Source organism: Streptomyces purpureus (genome assembly GCF_014648195.1).
Taxonomy (GTDB): domain Bacteria; phylum Actinomycetota; class Actinomycetes; order Streptomycetales; family Streptomycetaceae; genus Streptomyces; species Streptomyces purpureus.
The window spans coordinates 46,596-64,080 of sequence record NZ_BMQQ01000019.1 but is presented as its reverse complement, the minus strand read 5'-3'; the positions used below and the strand labels follow the sequence as shown (position 1 = coordinate 64,080).

The 17,485-nt window shown below is 73.5% G+C and carries 12 protein-coding genes and 1 pseudogene; 6 read left to right on the top strand and 7 right to left on the bottom strand.

Features of this window, described 5'->3' with window-relative positions:
• Window positions 1-10 precede the first annotated feature (10 nt).
• Complete coding sequence (locus tag IEZ01_RS22915) at window positions 11-691, top strand: helix-turn-helix domain-containing protein (RefSeq protein ID WP_189203489.1); 681 nt, start codon at window positions 11-13, stop codon at window positions 689-691.
• Window positions 688-2,380, top strand: a pseudogene (locus IEZ01_RS22910) (site-specific integrase). Before IEZ01_RS22915 ends, IEZ01_RS22910 begins: the two are co-directional and overlap by 4 nt.
• 120 nt (window positions 2,381-2,500) lie before the next feature.
• Here IEZ01_RS22910 and IEZ01_RS22905 read toward each other — a convergent pair.
• From IEZ01_RS22905 to IEZ01_RS22880, 6 genes are all read right to left on the bottom strand, one after another.
• Entirely contained in the window at window positions 2,501-6,097 is a 3,597-nt protein-coding gene (locus tag IEZ01_RS22905; protein ID WP_189203487.1) for a hydantoinase B/oxoprolinase family protein, read from the bottom strand.
• Window positions 6,094-7,005 carry an SGNH/GDSL hydrolase family protein gene (locus IEZ01_RS22900; RefSeq protein ID WP_189203485.1) on the bottom strand — a complete coding sequence of 304 codons (912 nt, stop codon included), beginning with the start codon at window positions 7,003-7,005 and terminating at the stop codon, window positions 6,094-6,096. Before IEZ01_RS22900 ends, IEZ01_RS22905 begins: the two co-directional genes overlap by 4 nt.
• Window positions 7,002-8,162: a glycosyltransferase gene (locus IEZ01_RS22895; RefSeq protein ID WP_189203483.1), complete on the bottom strand. Its 1,161-nt coding sequence runs from the start codon at window positions 8,160-8,162 to the stop codon at window positions 7,002-7,004. The genes IEZ01_RS22900 and IEZ01_RS22895 overlap by 4 nt, the downstream gene beginning before the upstream one ends.
• The gene (locus IEZ01_RS22890; protein ID WP_019884752.1) at window positions 8,159-9,277 is read right to left on the bottom strand and encodes a glycosyltransferase family 4 protein; all 1,119 of its coding nucleotides are present in this window, start codon (window positions 9,275-9,277) and stop codon (window positions 8,159-8,161) included. Before IEZ01_RS22890 ends, IEZ01_RS22895 begins: the two co-directional genes overlap by 4 nt.
• A gap of 269 nt (window positions 9,278-9,546) precedes the next feature.
• Window positions 9,547-10,974: a HEAT repeat domain-containing protein gene (locus IEZ01_RS22885; protein WP_189203481.1), complete on the bottom strand. Its 1,428-nt coding sequence runs from the start codon at window positions 10,972-10,974 to the stop codon at window positions 9,547-9,549.
• A gap of 231 nt (window positions 10,975-11,205) precedes the next feature.
• The gene (locus IEZ01_RS22880) at window positions 11,206-11,598 is read right to left on the bottom strand and encodes an ankyrin repeat domain-containing protein (protein WP_019884754.1); all 393 of its coding nucleotides are present in this window, start codon (window positions 11,596-11,598) and stop codon (window positions 11,206-11,208) included.
• A 329-nt stretch (window positions 11,599-11,927) separates the two neighbouring features.
• Between IEZ01_RS22880 and IEZ01_RS22875 the strand changes: the two genes are divergently transcribed.
• Together IEZ01_RS22875 and IEZ01_RS22870 are read left to right on the top strand one after the other, a co-directional pair.
• Window positions 11,928-12,122 carry a hypothetical protein gene (locus IEZ01_RS22875; protein WP_019884755.1) on the top strand — a complete coding sequence of 65 codons (195 nt, stop codon included), beginning with the start codon at window positions 11,928-11,930 and terminating at the stop codon, window positions 12,120-12,122.
• 37 nt (window positions 12,123-12,159) lie between these two features.
• The gene (locus tag IEZ01_RS22870; RefSeq protein ID WP_189203479.1) at window positions 12,160-13,746 is read left to right on the top strand and encodes a hypothetical protein; all 1,587 of its coding nucleotides are present in this window, start codon (window positions 12,160-12,162) and stop codon (window positions 13,744-13,746) included.
• 683 nt (window positions 13,747-14,429) lie between these two features.
• Here the strand turns inward: IEZ01_RS22870 and IEZ01_RS22865 are convergent.
• Window positions 14,430-15,947 carry an SCO1417 family PLP biosynthesis transcription factor gene (locus IEZ01_RS22865; RefSeq protein WP_189203477.1) on the bottom strand — a complete coding sequence of 506 codons (1,518 nt, stop codon included), beginning with the start codon at window positions 15,945-15,947 and terminating at the stop codon, window positions 14,430-14,432.
• 103 nt (window positions 15,948-16,050) lie between these two features.
• Here IEZ01_RS22865 and yczE point away from each other — a divergent pair, with 103 nt between their 5' ends.
• Window positions 16,051-16,719 carry a membrane protein YczE gene (yczE, locus tag IEZ01_RS22860; RefSeq protein ID WP_189203475.1) on the top strand — a complete coding sequence of 223 codons (669 nt, stop codon included), beginning with the start codon at window positions 16,051-16,053 and terminating at the stop codon, window positions 16,717-16,719.
• Window positions 16,716-17,480 carry a glycerophosphodiester phosphodiesterase family protein gene (locus IEZ01_RS22855; protein ID WP_019884758.1) on the top strand — a complete coding sequence of 255 codons (765 nt, stop codon included), beginning with the start codon at window positions 16,716-16,718 and terminating at the stop codon, window positions 17,478-17,480. The genes yczE and IEZ01_RS22855 overlap by 4 nt, the downstream gene beginning before the upstream one ends.
• Window positions 17,481-17,485: the final 5 nt, after the last annotated feature.

Below are 17,485 nucleotides of genomic sequence, written 5' to 3'. Positions count from 1 at the left end.
ATGTGTCTCCATGACACAAAGCCGTTTTGATCCTAGAGATGACGAGGACGACGTCCCGGAGTGGGTGGATCAGGTGATGGCCACGGTGGCCGCCGAGGTACGCAGACGAAGGAAGGAGCTGCGCATGAGCGCCCAGGACCTGGCCGACCGCTGCGAGGAGATCGGCCATCCGATCCCGCGCAACGTGATCGCCAACATGGAATCCGGCCGCCGCGCCAACCTGCCCCTGGTCGATGTCCTCGTCCTCGCGGAAGCCCTGCACACCTACCCGATCTGCCTGCTCTACCCCGTCGGCTACGTCGACCGAGTCCAGCGCCTTCCCCTGCAGTACTCCGAGCCGACGTGGGATGCCATGCGCTGGTTCACCGGCGACAGCGAGGACTTCGGCATGGAGGACGACATGCTCCGTTCCTTCCGCGCCCACGTCCGCCACCAGCGCGCAGCCCTGGCCGCTCTGAAGGGCGAGAAGCACGAGCGCTGGAAGGCCGAGACGGCACCCCACCAGGCCGAACGCGAGGAAGCCGTACTCGCTCAAGCCGACTATGCGGAAAGGGTGTTGGAAGCCAAGTACCGGCTCCGCAGCGCCCGCGTCTTCATCCGCGAAGACGGCGGCACACCACCGGACCTGCCACCAGAACTCGCCGACGTCGACCCGGACGTCGGCAACACCGATGAGGAGAATGATCTTTGAAGGGTTCCACCCACCGCCGCTGCTACTGCCGCGATCCCCACACCGGAAAGCCGCTCGGCAAGAAGTGCCCGAAGCTCTCCAGCCGCAAGCACGGCTCGTACTCCATACGCCAGGAGCTCCCGCCCCGCGAAGACGGCACCCGCCGCTCCTTCAGCCGTGCCGGCTACGACTCGCTCAAGGCTGCACAGGCCGACCTCGACCACGTGCGCGCGCTCATCGGCCTCGCCGACGCCGACGACGCCGAGGGCCTGGCCCAGATAGCCGAGTTGCTGGAGAAGGTGGCAGACGAGAAGGCGCCGCTGCCGAACGTCGAGGCGACCCGCAGGCGCCTCAGCCACGGCCTGGACCTGACGAGCAGGCTCACGGTCGGCGAGTGGCTGGACATGTGGCTGGCGGGCAAGAAGGGGCGGCAGAGCGCCATCAGCCGCGACGAGAGCAACATCCGGGTGCACCTCAAACCCAGGATCGGGCACTACCGGCTCGACCGCCTTCGGGTCGCCCACCTGTCGGAGATGTTCGAGGCCATCGCCGATGCCAACGTCGAGATCGCCGAGGGCAACGCCGCGCGGCGCAAGGCGTTCGAGGACCTCGCCCAGATTCCTTGGAAGGGGGCGCGAGCATCGCGCCCGCCGTAAGGCAATGAAGGCAGCCATCGCAGAGATGGAGCCCTACCGCCGCATCGTCGGTCCGGCCACGCGGCAGCGCGTCCGCTCCACCTTGCGGGCCGCGCTGAACGCCGCGATCGCACAGCAGTTGATCACCTTCAACCCGGCTGCCCACGTCGAGTTGGAGGCAGGCAAGCGGCCGAAGGCCCTCGTGTGGACCGAGGAGCGCATCCTTCACTGGAAGCGGACCGGCGAGAAGCCCTCGCCGGTGATGGTGTGGACACCGGAGCACACCGGCCTCTTCCTCGACCACATTGCAGAGGACCGCCTGTACGCGCTGTTCCACCTGATCGCGTTCCGCGGGCTGCGGCGAGGCGAGGCGTGTGGCCAGAAGTGGACCGACACCAACCTGGACGCCGGGCTCATCACCGTCGCCAAGCAACTCGTCGTGGACGGCTGGGAGGTGTACGAGGACGACCCCAAGACCGACGCCGGCGCGCGCACCATCGCGCTCGACTCCGACACGGTCCAGGCTCTCAAGCGGCACCGCGCCCAGCAGGACAAGGACCGCGAGGAGTGGGAGAGCGCCTGGGTGGAGACCGGACGGGTCTTCACGCGCGAGAACGGCGAGCTGCTCCACCCCGCCAACGTCACGCGGCGGTTCGTCGAGCTGTACGAGGAGATCGGTCTCCCGCCGGTCCGGCTCCACGACCTCCGCCATGGCGCCGCGACGCTGGCCCATGCGGCCGGGGCCGACCTGAAGGACATCCAGGAGATGCTCGGCCACTCCTCGATCACCATCACGGCCGACACGTACACGAGCCTGCTCCCGGAGGCGGACCTCGCCATCGCCGAGGCCGCAGCCCGGCTCGTACCGCGAGCCCGCGCCACCACCGAGAACGTCACCACCGAGAACGCCACCCCCGAAGCGGACTCCGAAGAGCCCGGCGAAGCCGAAGAAGCCGAAGCGGACTCCGTGCCGGATGGTGCTGATCCATCGGGAGAAATATCGGAGCCTGGCGACCCGTCCGCTCACGCACCGCTCACGCAAACGGCCCCGGACGACGAGTCCGAGGCCGAATAGGACCCCTCCCTGGGGGAGAAACCCCAGGTCAGAGCGGTAATGCGTTGTGCCCCCGGCAGGATTCGAACCTGCGACACCCGCTTTAGGAGAGCGGTGCTCGCCCGGCAGGACGCCGAAGAGCTACGCCCCGTCCGCCCGGCCGTACCCGCCGCCTCCCGGGGTGGCGATCACGAGGACGTCACCGGGGCGCATCTCGACGGTGTCGACCCCGCCCAGCCGTTCCACGGTTCCGTCGGCGCGCTCCACGCGGTTGTCGCCGAGGGCGCCCGGGGCGCCGCCCGCCATGCCGTACGGGGGGATGCGGCGGTGGCCGGTGAGGAGGGTGACCGTCATGGGTTCCAGGAAGCGGATGCGGCGGACGACTCCATTGCCGCCTCGCCGGCGGCCTCGGCCGCCGCTGCCGTCGCGTACCGCGAAGGCGTCCACCCGTACCGGGTAGCGCCATTCGAGGACCTCGGGGTCGGTGAGGCGGGAGTTGGTCATATGGGTCTGCACGGCGTCTGCGCCGTCGAAGTCGTCGCCTGCGCCGGAGCCTGAGGCGACCGTCTCGTAGTACTGGACCCGGTCGTTGCCGAAGGTCACGTTGTTCATCGTGCCGGAGCCCTCGGCCTGGACGCCGAGGGCCGCGTACAGGGCTCCGGTGACGGCCTGGGAGGTCTCCACGTTCCCGGCGACGGTCGCGGCGGGCGGGACGGGGGCGAGCATGGAGCCTTCCGGGACGCGGATCTCCAGGGGTTCCAGGCAGCCGCTGTTGAGCGGGATGTCGTCGGCGACCAGGGTGCGGAAGACGTACAGGACGGCGGCCTTCACCACGGACGTGGGTGCGTTGAAGTTGTCCTCCCGCTGCGGGGAGGTGCCGGTGAAGTCGAGGACGGCCGAGCGCCGTTCGCGGTCGACACGCACGGCGACCTGGATGACGGCGCCGCCGTCGGTCTCGTAGCGGTACGAGCCGTCGCTCAGGCCGGCGACGATCCGGCGGACGGACTCCTCGGCGTTGGCGCGTACGTGGCGCATGTAGGCGTGGACGACGTCGAGGCCGAACTGGTCGACCATGGCGCGCAGTTCCTCGATGCCCTTCTCGTTGGCGGCGATCTGGGCGCGCAGGTCGGCGAGGTTGGTGTCGGGGTCCCGGGAGGGGTGGGGGGCGCCGGTGAGCAGGGCGCGGGTCTCGGTCTCGCGGAGGCGTCCGTCGCGTACGAGCAGCCAGTTGTCGAAGAGGACGCCCTCCTCCTGGACGGTGCGGCTGAAGGCGGGCATCGAGCCGGGGGTGATGCCGCCGATCTCGGCGTGATGGCCCCGGGAGGCGACGAGGAACCGCAGCACTCCCCCGTTCACGCCCCCGTCGAAGACGGGGGTGACGACGGTGACGTCGGGCAGGTGGGTGCCGCCGTGGTACGGGTCGTTGATGGCGTACACGTCCCCAGGGCGCATGCCCGGGCCGTTGCGGCGCAGCACCTCCTTGATGGACTCGCCCATCGAGCCGAGGTGGACGGGGATGTGGGGCGCGTTGGCGATCAGGTTGCCCTCGGCGTCGAAGAGGGCGCAGGAGAAGTCGAGCCGTTCTTTGATGTTGACCGAGTGGGCGGTGTTCTCCAGGCGGACGCCCATCTGCTCGGCGATGGCCATGAAGAGGTTGTTGAAGACCTCCAGGAGGACGGGGTCGACGTCGGTGCCGACGGCGACGCGGCCGGGCCTGGGCCGTACGCGGGTGAGCAGGAGGTGCCCGGTGGCGGTGGCGGCGGCCTGCCAGCCGGGGTCGACGACGGTGGTGGCGTCGGCCTCGGCAATGATCGCGGGGCCGGTGACGGTCTGTTCCGGGCGCAGGTCCTCGCGCCGGTACAGCGGGGTGTCGGTGCGCTTGCCGGCGACGAACATGCCGACGGTCACGGGCCGCGCGGCCGGGGCGCTGCTGACGGGGGTGGTGACGGGGGCGTGGGGCCCGGCCGTGCCGACGGCTTCGACGGAGACGGCCTCGACGACCAGAGGCTTGTCCATGGTGAACGCGTACCGGGCGCGGTGTGCGGCGGTGAACGCGGCGGCCATGGCCTGCGGGCTGTCCAGGGTGACGGGGAGGCTCGCGTCGGTTCCGGCGTAGCGCAGCAGTACGCGCGCGTGGCTGGTGACGGCGTCGTCGGGGATGTGGTCGGCGCGCAGTTCGTCGCGGGTCTGCCGGGTGAGCCGGTCGCACAGGGCCTGGAGACGGCCGGCGGTGCGGTCGTCGTCGAGGGGCAGCTCGACGGAGTGTTCGCGCATGGCGGTGGCGTCGGCGAGGCCGATGCCGTACGCGGAGAGCACCCCGGCGAGCGGCGGTACGAGGACGGTGTCGACGCTCAGGGCGTCGGCGACGGCGCAGGCGTGCTGGCCGCCCGCGCCGCCGAAGCTGGTGAGGGCGTAGCGGGTGACGTCGTGGCCGCGCTGGACGGAGATCTTCTTGACGGCGTTGGCCATGTTGAGGACGGCGATCTCCAGGAATCCGGCGGCGACCTCCTCGGGTGTGCGGCCGCCGCCGATGCGTTCGGCGAGGGCCTGGAAGCGTTCCCGTACGACGTCGGCGTCGAGGGGCATGTCGCCGCCGGGCCCGAACACGGCGGGGAAGTGGTCGGGCTGGATCCGGCCGAGCATCACATTGGCGTCGGTGACGGTGAGGGGGCCGCCCCGGCGGTAGCAGGCCGGGCCGGGGACGGCGCCCGCCGAGTCGGGGCCGACGCGGTAGCGGCTGCCGTCGAAGTGGAGGATCGAGCCGCCGCCGGCGGCGACGGTGTGGATGCTCATCATCGGGGCGCGCATCCTCACCCCGGCGACCTGTGTACCGAGTTCACGCTCGAACTCTCCGGCGTAGTGCGACACGTCGGTGGAAGTGCCGCCCATGTCGAAGCCGATGACCCGCCCGAATCCGGCCTGTTCGGAGGTGCGGGCCATGCCGACGACTCCGCCGGCCGGGCCCGACAGGACGGCGTCCTTGCCGCGGAAGTGGGCGGCTTCGCGCAGCCCGCCGTTGGACTGCATGAACATCAGCCGGATTCCGGCGAGTTCGGCGGCGACCTCGTCGACGTAGCGGCGCAGGATGGGTGAGAGGTAGGCGTCGACGACGGTGGTGTCGCCGCGGGGCACAAGCTTGATGAGCGGGCTGACCTCGTGGGAGCAGCTGACCTGGGTGTAGCCGAGGGTCCGGGCGGATTCGGCGACCTGGGTCTCGTGGCCGGGGTGGCGGTAGCCGTGCAGGAGGACGACTGCGACGCTGGTGAATCCGGCCTCGCGCGCGTGGCGCAGTTCTTCGGTCACGGTGTCGAGCCGGAGGGGGGTGACGACGGCGCCGTGGGCGTCGATGCGTTCGGGGACCTCGACGACCCGGTCGTAGACGGCCTCGGGGAGGAGGATGCGCCGGTCGAAGAGGCGGGGGCGGTTCTGGTAGGCGATCCGCAGGGCGTCCCGGAAGCCCTGGGTGATGACGAGGACGGTCGGTTCGCCGCGGCGCTCCAGGAGGGCGTTGGTGGCGACGGTGGTGCCCATCTTCACCAGGCCGACCCGATCGGGCGGTACGGGCTCGTCGGGGCCGAGTCCGAGGAGGAGCCGGATGCCGGCGACGGCCGCGTCGTGGCGGCGGTCCGGGTCGTGGGAGAGCAGTTTGCGGGTGACGAGGTGGCCGTCGGGGTGCCGGCCGACGACGTCGGTGAAGGTGCCGCCACGGTCGATCCAGAATTCCCAGCGCCCGCTCATTCCCCCATTCTGGCCGCGGGCACGTCCAGTGACACCGCCGCGAGGGCGGCGTGGAGGGCGTGTTCGGCGCGGTGGTCGAGGTGGGCGGCGGTGCCGTCGGCCCAGTGGCGCAGTTCGGCGCCGGCGAGCCGCAGGAGCTGGGGCAGCAGGTCGTGGCAGCGGCGGGCGACCCAGCCGGTCCCGGCGGTGGCGAGCCAGAGCAGGGACTCGGTGCGGGTGGGCGGGCTCTGGTCGGGTTCGCGGCGCGGGGCGGGGCCGTGCGCGAAGCCCTGGATGGTGAGGAGGGTGTGGAAGCGGGCGGCGATCATGCGGTGGCCGCGTTCGCCGGGATGGAGCCGGTCGGCGCTCCACATGGTGCGGTCGTCGACCCAGGCGGCGTCGGCGATGTGCAGATGGGTGGCGCCGTGGCGGGCGGACAGGGCATGGACGACGGTGTTGACGGCCCGTTGGCGGCGGGCCAGGGGCCGGGCGAGCGGGGCGGGGAGTCCGAGCATGCGGCCGGGGTCGGGCAGGCAGGCGGTGAGAAGGTGGGCGCCGTGGCCGGTGAGGTCGGCGCAGAGCCGGTCGAGCCGGCGGGCGAGTTCTTCGATGTCGAAGGTGCGTCTGAGGGTGTCGTTGACGCCGAGGACGACGGATGCGACGTGGGGGCGGTAGGCGAGGGCGGCCGGGGTCTGCTGTTCGGCGACGTCCCGGCACAGGGCGCCGCTGACGGCGAAGTTACGGAACAGCGCGGGTGCGTGGGCGGGCCCGAGTCCGGCGGCGAGCAGGGCGGCCCAGCCCCGCCAGGCGCCCTCCACGCGGTCGCCGACGCCTTCGGTGAGCGAGTCGCCGAGGGCGGCGAACCGCAGCGGGGAGGGCGGGTCCTCGCGCGCGTGGCGGCCGCCTATGGCGGGGTCGGTGATCGTCATGCCGGCGCTCCCTGCGGCGGGACGCGCAGCGGGGCGGGGGGCGCGTCGTGGGCGGTGAGGAAGGCGGCGGTGGCCCGTTCCCAGGTGAAGAGCGCTGCACGCGCGCGTGCGGCGGCGCGCCGCTGCGGCTCGGACCGGGCGAGGAGGGTACGCACGGCGTCGGCGAACGCGGCCGGGGTGTCGGCGGCGGGCAGGCCGGCGTCGGCGACGACCTCGGGGAGGGCGGAGGAGCCGCTCACCACGACGGGGGTGCCGCAGGCGAGGGCCTCCAGGGCCGATAGGCCGAAGGTCTCGGCCGGGCCGGGGGCCAGGCAGAGGTCGGCGGCCGCCTGGAGGTCCGCCAGCGACTCGCGGTCGCCGACATGGCCGAGGAAGCGGACGGGCAGCCGCTCGGCGCGGGCCCGGCGTTCCAGGGTGGCGCGCAGCGGGCCGTCGCCGGCGACCACGAGCGCGGCCTCGGTCCCGGTGGCGCGCAGTTCGCCGAGCGCGTCCAGTGCGGTGCCGGGCCGCTTCTCGACGGACAGCCGCGAGCACAGCAGGAGCAGCACGCGGGCGCCGTCGGCGTGCCGGGCGCGCAGGACGGTGCTGCGCCGGCCGGGGCGGCAGCGGTCCAGGTCGACGCCGAGCGGGGCCCGTACGACGTTGCGTGCCCCGATCCGGACGAACTCGCGCTCGGCCCACTCGGTGGTGCAGACAATCCGTGAGTAGGCCCATGCGGTACGGCGGTTGAGCCGGTCCGCCACGCGCGTGGCGGCGGCCGCGGGCAGGCCCCAGGTGCGCAGCACGCCGTCGGCGGTCTCGTGGGAGACCATCACGGACGGGATACGGGCGCGCCGGGCCCATTCGCCGGTCCAGCGCAGGGTGGTGCGGTCCGAGACCTCGATACGGTCCGGGGCGAGGCTCTCCAAGAGGCGGCGCAGCCGGCGCCGGTCGGCGAGGACGCGGTAGCCACCGGTGCCGGGCAGCACGGGTCCGGGGAGGGTGATGACGCGGCCCTGTGCGGTGTGCCGGTCGCTGTCGGTGTCGCCCGGCATGACGAGGACGGGTTCGTGTCCCGCGGCGAGATACCCGCGGCCGAGCTGGTAGAGGGCGGTGCGCAGTCCGCCCGACGTGGGGGTGACGAAGTTGGCGAGGCGGACGATCCGCAGGCCGTTCACGCGGCCACCGCCGTCCGGTCGCGCAGGACCTCGGCGTAGTGGTCGAGGAGCTGGTCGCCGACGGCCGTCCAGGTGCGTCCCTCGACGGCGGCCCGCGCGGCGCGCCCGTACTCCCGGCGCAGGGCGGGGGCGGCGGCGAGGAGGGCGACGGCGGCCCGGAGCGCGCCCGCGTCGTGGGGCGGGACGAGGAGTCCCGTACGACCGTGGTCGACGAGGTCCAGGGGTCCGCCGGCCGCCGGGGCGATGACCGGTACGCCGCCGGCCATGGCTTCCTGGACGGTCTGGCAGAAGGTCTCGTACGGGCCGGTGTGGGCGAAGACGTCCAGCGAGGCGAAGATGCGGGCGAGGTCGTCGCCGGTGCGGCGGCCGAGGAAGTGGGCGCCCGGCAGGGCGGTGCGCAGGGCGGGGGCGCTCGGGCCGTCGCCGACGACCACGAGGCGGACGCCCGGCAGGGCGGCGACCGGGGCGAGGAGCTCGACGTGCTTCTCGGGGGCGAGCCGGCCGACGTACCCGACGAGCACCTCACCGCCGGGGGCGAGGGTGCGGCGCAGGGCGTCGTCGCGCAGGTCGGGCCGGAAACGCTCGGTGTCGACGCCGCGGGGCCACAGCCGCACGCGCGCGACGCCGTGGTCCTCCAGGTCGCGCAGGGCGGCGGTGGACGGGGCGAGGGTGCGGTCGGCGGCGCCGTGGACCGCCCGCAGCCGCCGCCATGCGGTGCCCTCGCCGGTGCCCATGTAGGTGCGGGCGTAGCCGGCGAGGTCGGTCTGGTAGACGGCGACGGCGGGCAGGTGGAGCCGGGTGGCCGCGGCCATCCCCCGCACCCCGAGGACGAAGGGGCCGGCGAGGTGCACGAGGTCGGCGCGGTGGTCGGCGATGGCGGCAGCCACCCGCCGGCTGGGCAGGGCGACGCGCACCTGCGGATAGCCGGGCAGCGGCAGGGAGGGGACCCGCACCACCGGGCAGGGCGCGTCCGTGTCGTCCCCGGCGGGTACGGCCGGGGCTATGACGAGCGGTTCATGGCCGCGGGCGGCGAGGTGCCGTGCGGTCTGCAGGGCGCAGTGCGCCACACCGTTGACGTCGGGGGGAAAGGATTCGGTGACGATGACGACACGCATACCGGTGTTGTCGTCGCGCCCGGCGTGGCCCGGCCAACGTGGATCTTTCCGCCCGTGGAACGTCCTATGAGCGTTTGGGCGCGGGCGGCGTGCGCCCCGGGCTGGGTGGTGCGGTTCCCCCGTCCCTGCGGTCGGTCACCCCGCGGGCACGTGTCCGCTCCTGCCCGGTTCGTACTCCCCGATCCGTACACCGCTGCTCCGGCCGGGCCCGTACGCCCGATCCGTACGCCGCTGCTCCGGCCCGGACCGTACGCCTGATCCGTACGCCGCTACGGCTGGAGGGCGTCGGGCTGTACGCCGCCGATGCGGCTGCGTACCGCGAGCTGGACCTCGGCCTCCTCGGCCGGGTCGGCGGCGAGCCTGCGCAGCCGCTCGGCGACCCGTATGTCACCGGTCTCGGCGTGCAGCGCGGCCACCTCGCGGGTGGTCTCCTCGCAGTCCCACAGGCATTCGACGGCGAAGCCGGTGGCGAAGGTGGGGTCGGTGCCGGCCAGTGCGCGGGCCGTGCGGCCGCGCAGCTGGGAGGAGGCGGTTTCGCGGTAGACGTGGCGCAGTACGGGCGCGGCGCAGGCGATGCCGAGCCGCCCGGCGCCGTCGACCAGGGTGTAGAGCGCAGGCGCGTCGGGGCCTTCGGCCCGTACGGTCTCGCGCAGGGCGCCGAGGACCAGGGGGGCGTCCTGGGCACCGCCGCGGCAGGCGAGCACGCCGGCCGCCGAGGCGCCGAGGGCGTCGGGGCGGTGGGCCCAGCCGCGGGCCCGGTCGACCGCCTCCTCGCCGCACATGCGCTCGAAGGCGCCGACGGCGGCTTCGGCGACGGTACGGGACGGGCTGCTCGCCGCGGCCTCGATGAGGTCGAGGACGGCGGGGTCGCGGGCCTCGGCAAGATAGTGCAGGGCGGCGCATCGGGCGCCGTCCGGGCCGCCGCGGGCGGCGTCGAGGATCGCGGGCCGGTCGTCGGGTCCGGCGACGGCGCTGAGGCAGCGGGCGGCGGGCACGTGCAGCACGCTGCCGCGTTCCAGGCCCTGCTGGGCCCAGTCGAAGACCGCCTGGACGCTCCAGCCGGGCCGGGGCCCGCTGGGGCGCATCTGCCGCTGCCAGCGGTCGAACGAGCCCTGCTCCTGGGCGGCCCGGACGCGGGCGCCGACGGCGTCACGGGGGTCCTCGGCCCACAGCCGCCAGGGCCGGGGCTCGAACGCGTCGCGCACGGCGGCGGCCAGCTCGGCGTCGCCCTCGGGGGTGGCCGGGAAGCGGGCGAGGACGGGCTCGGCCAGGGAGCGCAGGCCCGCGTCGTCGTCGCGCAGGGCGAGCTCGTCGAGGGCCCAGGCCCAGTTGGCACCCGTGGCGGCGTACCGCCGGAGCACCACCAGGGCGTCCCTGCGCCCGTAGGAGGCGAGGTGCCCGAGGACGGCGAGGGCGAGCCCGGTGCGGGCCTCCTCGTCGTCGTAGTGGTCCTCGGCGGCGAAGAGGTGGGCCTCGATCGCCTGGAGCCCGCCGTGCAGGTCCAGGAAGAGGCGCGCGTAGTAGAGGGAGCGGTTCTCGACCTGCCAGTCGTGGCGGGGGTCTTCGAGGACGCAGTGGTTGAGGGCGGCGAGCGCTTCGGCGCGGGGCGCGGCGAGCGCGTGCAGCGTGCCGTCGCCGCGGCCCCTCTGCAGCAGGCCGAGCAGTGTGCCGCTCGGCGCTATGACTGGATCGAACATGGAAGATGCCTCACATCAAGCTGTCGACGCAACCGGGAAGTACCGGGACAAGGTGTTCGCCTAGGCCGCGCAGCAACATGATCGGCCGCTCGTCGTCCTTCGCTTGCTGTTGACCATCTTCCTCTGCCTCTCGTCGGTGGCCCCCTGCGGGCCCGACGTCATGATGACCCAGCCATTTCGCCACCGCGACCACATTTCCGGCGCCGTTCCCACCCGGCGTTCAACCCCCGTTCACCGGGGGTCGAACAGCTCCAGGAGATCCGTCTTCCCAAACATCCGAGCAGTATCCACGGCGGACGGAGTCCCCGCTTCCGGATTTGCGCCGCCGGCGAGCAGCGCGCGGATGACGGCGTCCTCGCCCTTGAAGACGGCACCGGCGAGCGGGGTCTGGCCACGGTCGTTGGCGCGGTCGGCGTCGGCGCCGCGCGCGAGCAGTGCCTCGACCGCCCCGGCGTGTCCGTGGTAGGCGGCGAGCATGACCAGGGAGTCGCCCTTGTCGTTGGTGAGGTCCGCGGAGACACCGGCGTCGATGTACGCGGCGAGCGTCTCGGTCTCGCCCCGGCGGGCCAGGTCGAAGATCTTGGAGGCCAGCTCGATCACCTCGGGATCCGGGGCTTCGCTCATCGGGACGGACCGCCTTTCGCTGGTACTGCTGCTGGTGGGGCGCACGGCAGGGCCCGCCGTACGAGTGAATCGACAGGGTACTGCCCGTTCAGGGACATGAGCGGCGCTGTCCATGGCAAAGATGACCGCGATCCGGCCGGTGTCCACGGGCCCGGGGAGGGCCCCTGAACCCCCGATTCCGCCGGAGCGCCACCCGGGGAACTCCCTGTCGTCCGCCAGTCAAGTGAAATCGCCGGGTTTTCACCCTGATGGGCCTTTTATCGCATAGATACTTCCCGTGAACCTGGAAGGACTCATGGTGACTGTCCCCTCAACCAGGAGAACCTCAAATGATCCTGTCCATCTCAGGTGTGGTGCTGCTCGGAATCATCTGCTTCCTGTTCTTCAAGAAGGACGGGCTCAAGGCATCGCACGCACTCGTCTGCGCGCTCTTCGGCTTCTACCTCGCGGGCACGGCCATCGCCCCAAGCATCACGGCGGGCGGCCAGAGCCTCGCCAGCCTCGTGGGCGGGATCAAGTTCTGACGCCCCTCGACCCCTTCCACCCCATCAGGAGCACGACGTGGCCCGGCGACCACTCCCCCGCATTCTGAGCAGCGGCAACGCACAGATCGCTCGCAGCCGAGAGATCGCGCGTACGGCCGCCGACAGCGCCACCGACGTCCTCCACCCGCTGATCACGATCACTCGTGGTCTGCGGAGGCTGGCCGCGACCGCGCGAGCCAAGTGGGCCGCGACACCCAAGGAACGCCGCGGTCCCCTGCTGATCCTGGTCGCGGCCTGCGTCCTGGTGGTCGCCCTCGTCCCGTACGGGCCGCTCCTCGCGCTCGTGTCGCTGATGGGGGCCGCCGCGTGGAAGGGGCGTGAGCGGCCGGCCGTGAAGACCGGCCCCGACGACGCGGAGACCGAACGCCTCAAGGCCCTCTACGAGGCCCTGGTGCCGTACTTCTCCGTCCCGGAGGACCCGGCGCCGCTCTTCACCCACGGCGGCGACTGGTCGGCCGCCTTCAGTGACTTCGCGTTCGACGACGGACGGCCCACCCGCCTGCGGGTGAAGTACCCGGCGTACTTCACCGACGGCGAGCCGGCCGCCCGCGCCCGGATCGAACAGCTGCTGCACGCCAAGTCCGGCCGCGGCCGGGAGTACCTCTTCGACTGGGACGAGGAGGCCAACCAGCTCGAGATGAGCGTGCTGCCCGCGCTGCCGACGACCATCGCCGCGCAGCGCTTCGTCACCGCGCCCGGTGAAACGGTCCTGGGCTTCACCGACGCGGCCGCGGTCCAGCGGACCGTGCCGGTCCTCACCTGCGACGGCCCCGCCGACGCCCCGCCGGTCCTGTGGCGCACGGGGCCCCGCTCCACCGAGCCGCACCTGCTGGTGGTCGGGCAGCCGGGCAGCGGTGCGACGACGCTGCTGCGCTCCGTCGCCCTGCAGGCGCTGGCCTACGGCGACGTGCTGATCGTCGAGGGTGGCGGGACGGGCGAGTACGCATGCATGACCGGCCGGGAGGGGGTCCTCGGCGTCGAGTGCGGGCTCGCCGGGGCGCTGACGAGCCTGGAATGGGCGGCGCACGAGACCGAGCGCCGGCTGATCGCGGCGAACCGGGCCCGGCAGGCCGGGCATCCGGCGCCGGATGACACCCGGCGCCCGCTGTGGATCCTGCTGGACCGGCCCAGCGTCCTCGGCCACCTGGCCGCGGCGGACGGCCGCACCGACCCGCAGGAGCTGCTCCAGGTGCCGCTGCGGCACGGGCGGGCGGCGCAGGTCACGGTGGTGGTGGCGGAGCAGTTCGACACGGTCGAGCTGCTGGACGAGACGGTACGGAGCCACACGCGGGCCCGGGTCGTGCTCGGCCCCGCCTCCCCGCGGCAGATCGCGGCGGTCCTGGGCGCCGAGCCCCGGACGACCCCGACCCCGGTCGTCCCACCGGGCCGCGGCTACGCCCGCCTCGGCACGGGCCCGGTGCTCCGGCTCCAGGTCCCGGCGACACCGGACCCCTACGACGACGCCACGAGCGACCCCCACCGCCAGGCGGTCCTGGCCCTCCTCCCCCCTCGCCCCCCGTCCCTGGACGACGACCCGGGCCCGCCGACGGAGTCCCTCCCGGTGATCCGGGTCGCGCCACCGGCGGTCCCGGCGGAGGGCTGAGGGGCCGCGCGGCGGGGTCCGGGGGCGTTTGAAGCTCCCCCACCCCGCCCCTCCCCGAAACCCTGACGGGACCAGGGGCTCGGCCCCCGAACCCCCCGGCGCGGCAGCTGCGCGCCGCACGAAGCGCGGGACGACAGGGTCAGGCCACAAACCCGTCGGCGGCTGCGCACCGCCAAGCACCGATGCGGGGGCACACACAAGCCGGAGGTCCGGTGGGCGGGGAGATTCCCCCACCCCGCCCCTCCCCGAAACCCTGACGGGACCAGGGGCTCCGCCCCCGGACCCCCGGCGCGGGCGCTGCGCGCCGCGGGACGGCTGGGGCAGGCCCAAACCCTGCCGTGGCGGCAGCGCACGAAGGCCGGACAGCTCGGCAGCGACCCACGCCCCGCGCGGGGCGGCCTCGCGGCTGCGCGCAGCGAAGGGCCGGCCGAGACCGGGGCAGGCCCCAAGCCCGGCGGTTGCTGCGCGCCGCGCGAAGCGTGGGACGGCTGGGGCGGCCCCCCGGCCTCGCGGCTTCGCGCCGCGAAGGGCAGCCCGGGACTGGGGCGGCGGGGGCTCCGCCCCCGAACCCCCGGCGGTTGCTGCGCGCCGCGCGAAGCGCGGGACGGCAGGGGCAGGGCCCCGGTCTCGCGGCTTCGTGCCGCACGAAGTGCGGGGCCGCCCGCCGCAGGCGGGCCCGCCCCCTACGCCACAAACGTCCTCGGCGGCTCCGCACCCGGCCCCGTGGACGTTCCCGGCGTGGGGCCCGACTTCACCAGGTGGGCTGCGGCTGCCAGGCGGGCCGCGGCCTCTTGGGCGACCGGGCCGCCGACTGTGAAGGGGAGGCGGACGTAGCCTTCGAAGGCGCCGTCGACGCCGAAGCGGGGGCCCGAGGGGACGCGGACGCCGACGCGTTCACCGGCTTCGGCGAGGCGGGAGCCGGAGAGGCCGCCGGTGCGGACCCAGAGGGTGAGGCCGCCCTGGGGGACGTCGAACTCCCAGTCCGGGAGCTCCGCGCGGACCGCCGCGACCAGGGCGTCGCGGTTCTCACGGGCCTGGGTGCGGCGGATCGAGACCGCCTGCTCCCAGCCGCCCGTCCGCATCAGCCAGTTCACGCCGAGCTGCTCCAGGACCGGGGTGCCCAGGTCCGCGTAAGCGCGCGCGGCGACCAGGGAGCGGATGACGTCGGGGGCCGCCCGGACCCAGCCGATCCGCATCCCCGCCCAGAACGCCTTGCTCGCCGAGCCGACCGTGAGGACCGTGCTCCCCGCCGGGTCGAAGGCGCAGACCGGCCGGGGCATCACCACGTCGTCGTCCAGGTACAGCTCGGACATGGTCTCGTCGACGACCAGCACCGTCCCCGCCGACCGGGCCGCGTCGACCAGCCGGCGCCGCTGGTCCTCGTCGGCCAGAGCGCCGGTCGGGTTGTGGAAGTCGGCGACCACGTACGCCAGCCGGGGCGCCGCGTCCCGTAGCACCTGGCGCCAGCGGGGCAGGTCCCAGCCGGTCAGGCCCTCGGCCATGGCGATGGGCACCAGCCGGGCCCCGGCCTCCCGCATCAGCTGGAGGATGTTGGCGTAGGAGGGGGATTCGACGGCGATCCGCTCCCCCCGTCCGGCGAAGAGATGGCAGATCGCGTCGATCGCGCCCATGGCGCCCGTGGTCACCATGATCTGCTCGGGCATGGTGGGGATCCCGCGCTCGGTGTACCGGTCGGCGAGCATCTGGCGCAGCGCCGGCAGCCCGGCCGGATAGTCACCGTGGGTGTGGGCGTACGGCGGCAGCTCCTCCAGGGCGCCCTGGATGGCGCGGGTGAGCCACGGTTCGGGGGCGGGGAGCGCCGCGCAGCCAAGGTCGATCATGGAGCCGAGCGACTCCGGCGGCAGCGGCTCCAGGCCGCGGGCGGGGAGCGGGTTGCCGGCCGGGACCGCGGTCCAGCTGCCGGCGCCGCGCCGGGACTCCAGGAAGCCTTCGCCGCGCAGCGCCTCGTACGCCGCGGCGACCGTCGTACGGCTCACCGACAGCGCGAGAGCGAGCTCCCGCTCGGCAGGCAGCCGCGCGGCCACCGGCACCCGTCCCTCCAGGACCAGCAAGCGGATCCCGTCGGCCAGCGCGCGGTAGGCGGGCGGCTTGCGGGTGCCGGGCCCCGCGGGCCGGGGCTGCTGTGCGTTGAGCTGCCGGGCCAGCTGAGCCGGCCCAACCGCTGAAGTCCACTGCGCCATGGAACTCAGTCCACCTTCCTCGAATTGGCCCTGGCTGGTATCCAATTCCCCGCCACAGAGTGTCATGAGTCGGTCCACCACCACCAACCCAGGGGGGCACTCCTTGTCCATGGCGTCCGCGCTGCGCGGCCCGTATCTCACCCGTCGACTCCTTCAGCTGTACATCGGACTGGCCGTGTACGGCGTGAGTTCGGCCCTCCTGGTCCGTGGCGGGCTCGGCCTGGAGCCGTGGGGGGTGCTGCACCAGGGTCTGGCCGAGCTCACCGGGCTGACCATCGGCGTCGTCTCCATCATCGTCGGCGCGATCGTGCTCCTGCTGTGGGTCCCGATCCGCCAGCGGCCAGGCCTCGGCACGGTCTCCAACGTCTTCGTGATCGGCATCGCCATGGACGCCACACTGGCGCTCGTCCCCGAGCTGGACGGCCTGATGCCGCGGATCCCGCTGATGGTGGCCGGCATCGTCCTCAACGGGGTCGCCACGGGTCTGTACATCGCCGCCCGCTTCGGGCCGGGCCCCCGCGACGGCCTGATGACCGGGCTGCACCGGCTCACGGGCCGCTCGATCCGGCTCGTGCGGACCGCCATCGAGGTCGCGGTCGTCGTCACGGGCTTCCTGCTCGGCGGCTCGCTGGGCGTCGGCACGGTGCTGTACGCCCTGTCCATCGGGCCGCTCGCCCAGTTCTTCCTGCGCGTCTTCGCCATCCCCGCTCAGCAGGACGGCAGCGCCTCCGTCGCCTCCCCGACACCGAAGCAGGCCATACTGCGGCGGTGACTCGCGTACGCCACCCCTATCTGGACCATCCGGCCCCGATCCCGTTCGCCCACCGGGGCGGGACGGCCGACGGTCTCGAGAACACCGCCGCCGCCTTCCGGCGCGCCGCAGCGAGCGGCTACCGGTACTTCGAGACGGATGTGCACACCACCGCCGACGGCGCCCTGGTCGCCTTCCACGACACCACCCTGGACCGGGTGACCGACGCCCGGGGCCGGATCCGGGACCTGCCGTGGAGCGCGGTCCGGGAGGCCAGGGTGGCCGGCAAGGAGCCGCTGCCGCTCTTCGAGGACCTGCTGGAAGAGTTCCCCGAGGCCCGCTGGAACGTGGACATCAAGGCCGAATCGGCCCTGGCGCCGCTGGTCGAGCTGATACGCCGGGCCGATGCCTGGGACCGGGTCTGCGTGGGCTCCTTCGACGAGGGCCGGGTTGCCAGGGCGCTGAAGCTGGCGGGCCCGCGGCTCGCCACCTCGTACGGCGTGCGCGGGGTCCTCGGGCTGCGGCTGCGCTCGCTCGGCATACCGGCGGCGCTGCGCCGGGGTGCGGTGGCCGCGCAGGTGCCGGAGAGCCAGAGCGGGATACGGGTGGTGGACCGGCGGTTCGTCGCCGCGGCGCACGCCCGTGGCCTCCAGGTGCATGTGTGGACCGTGAACGATCCGGAGCGGATGGCCTCTCTCCTCGACCTGGGAGTGGATGGCATCATGACCGATCATCTGGAGACGCTGCGCACGGTGCTGACCGACCGGGGAGTCTGGGTCTGACCGGC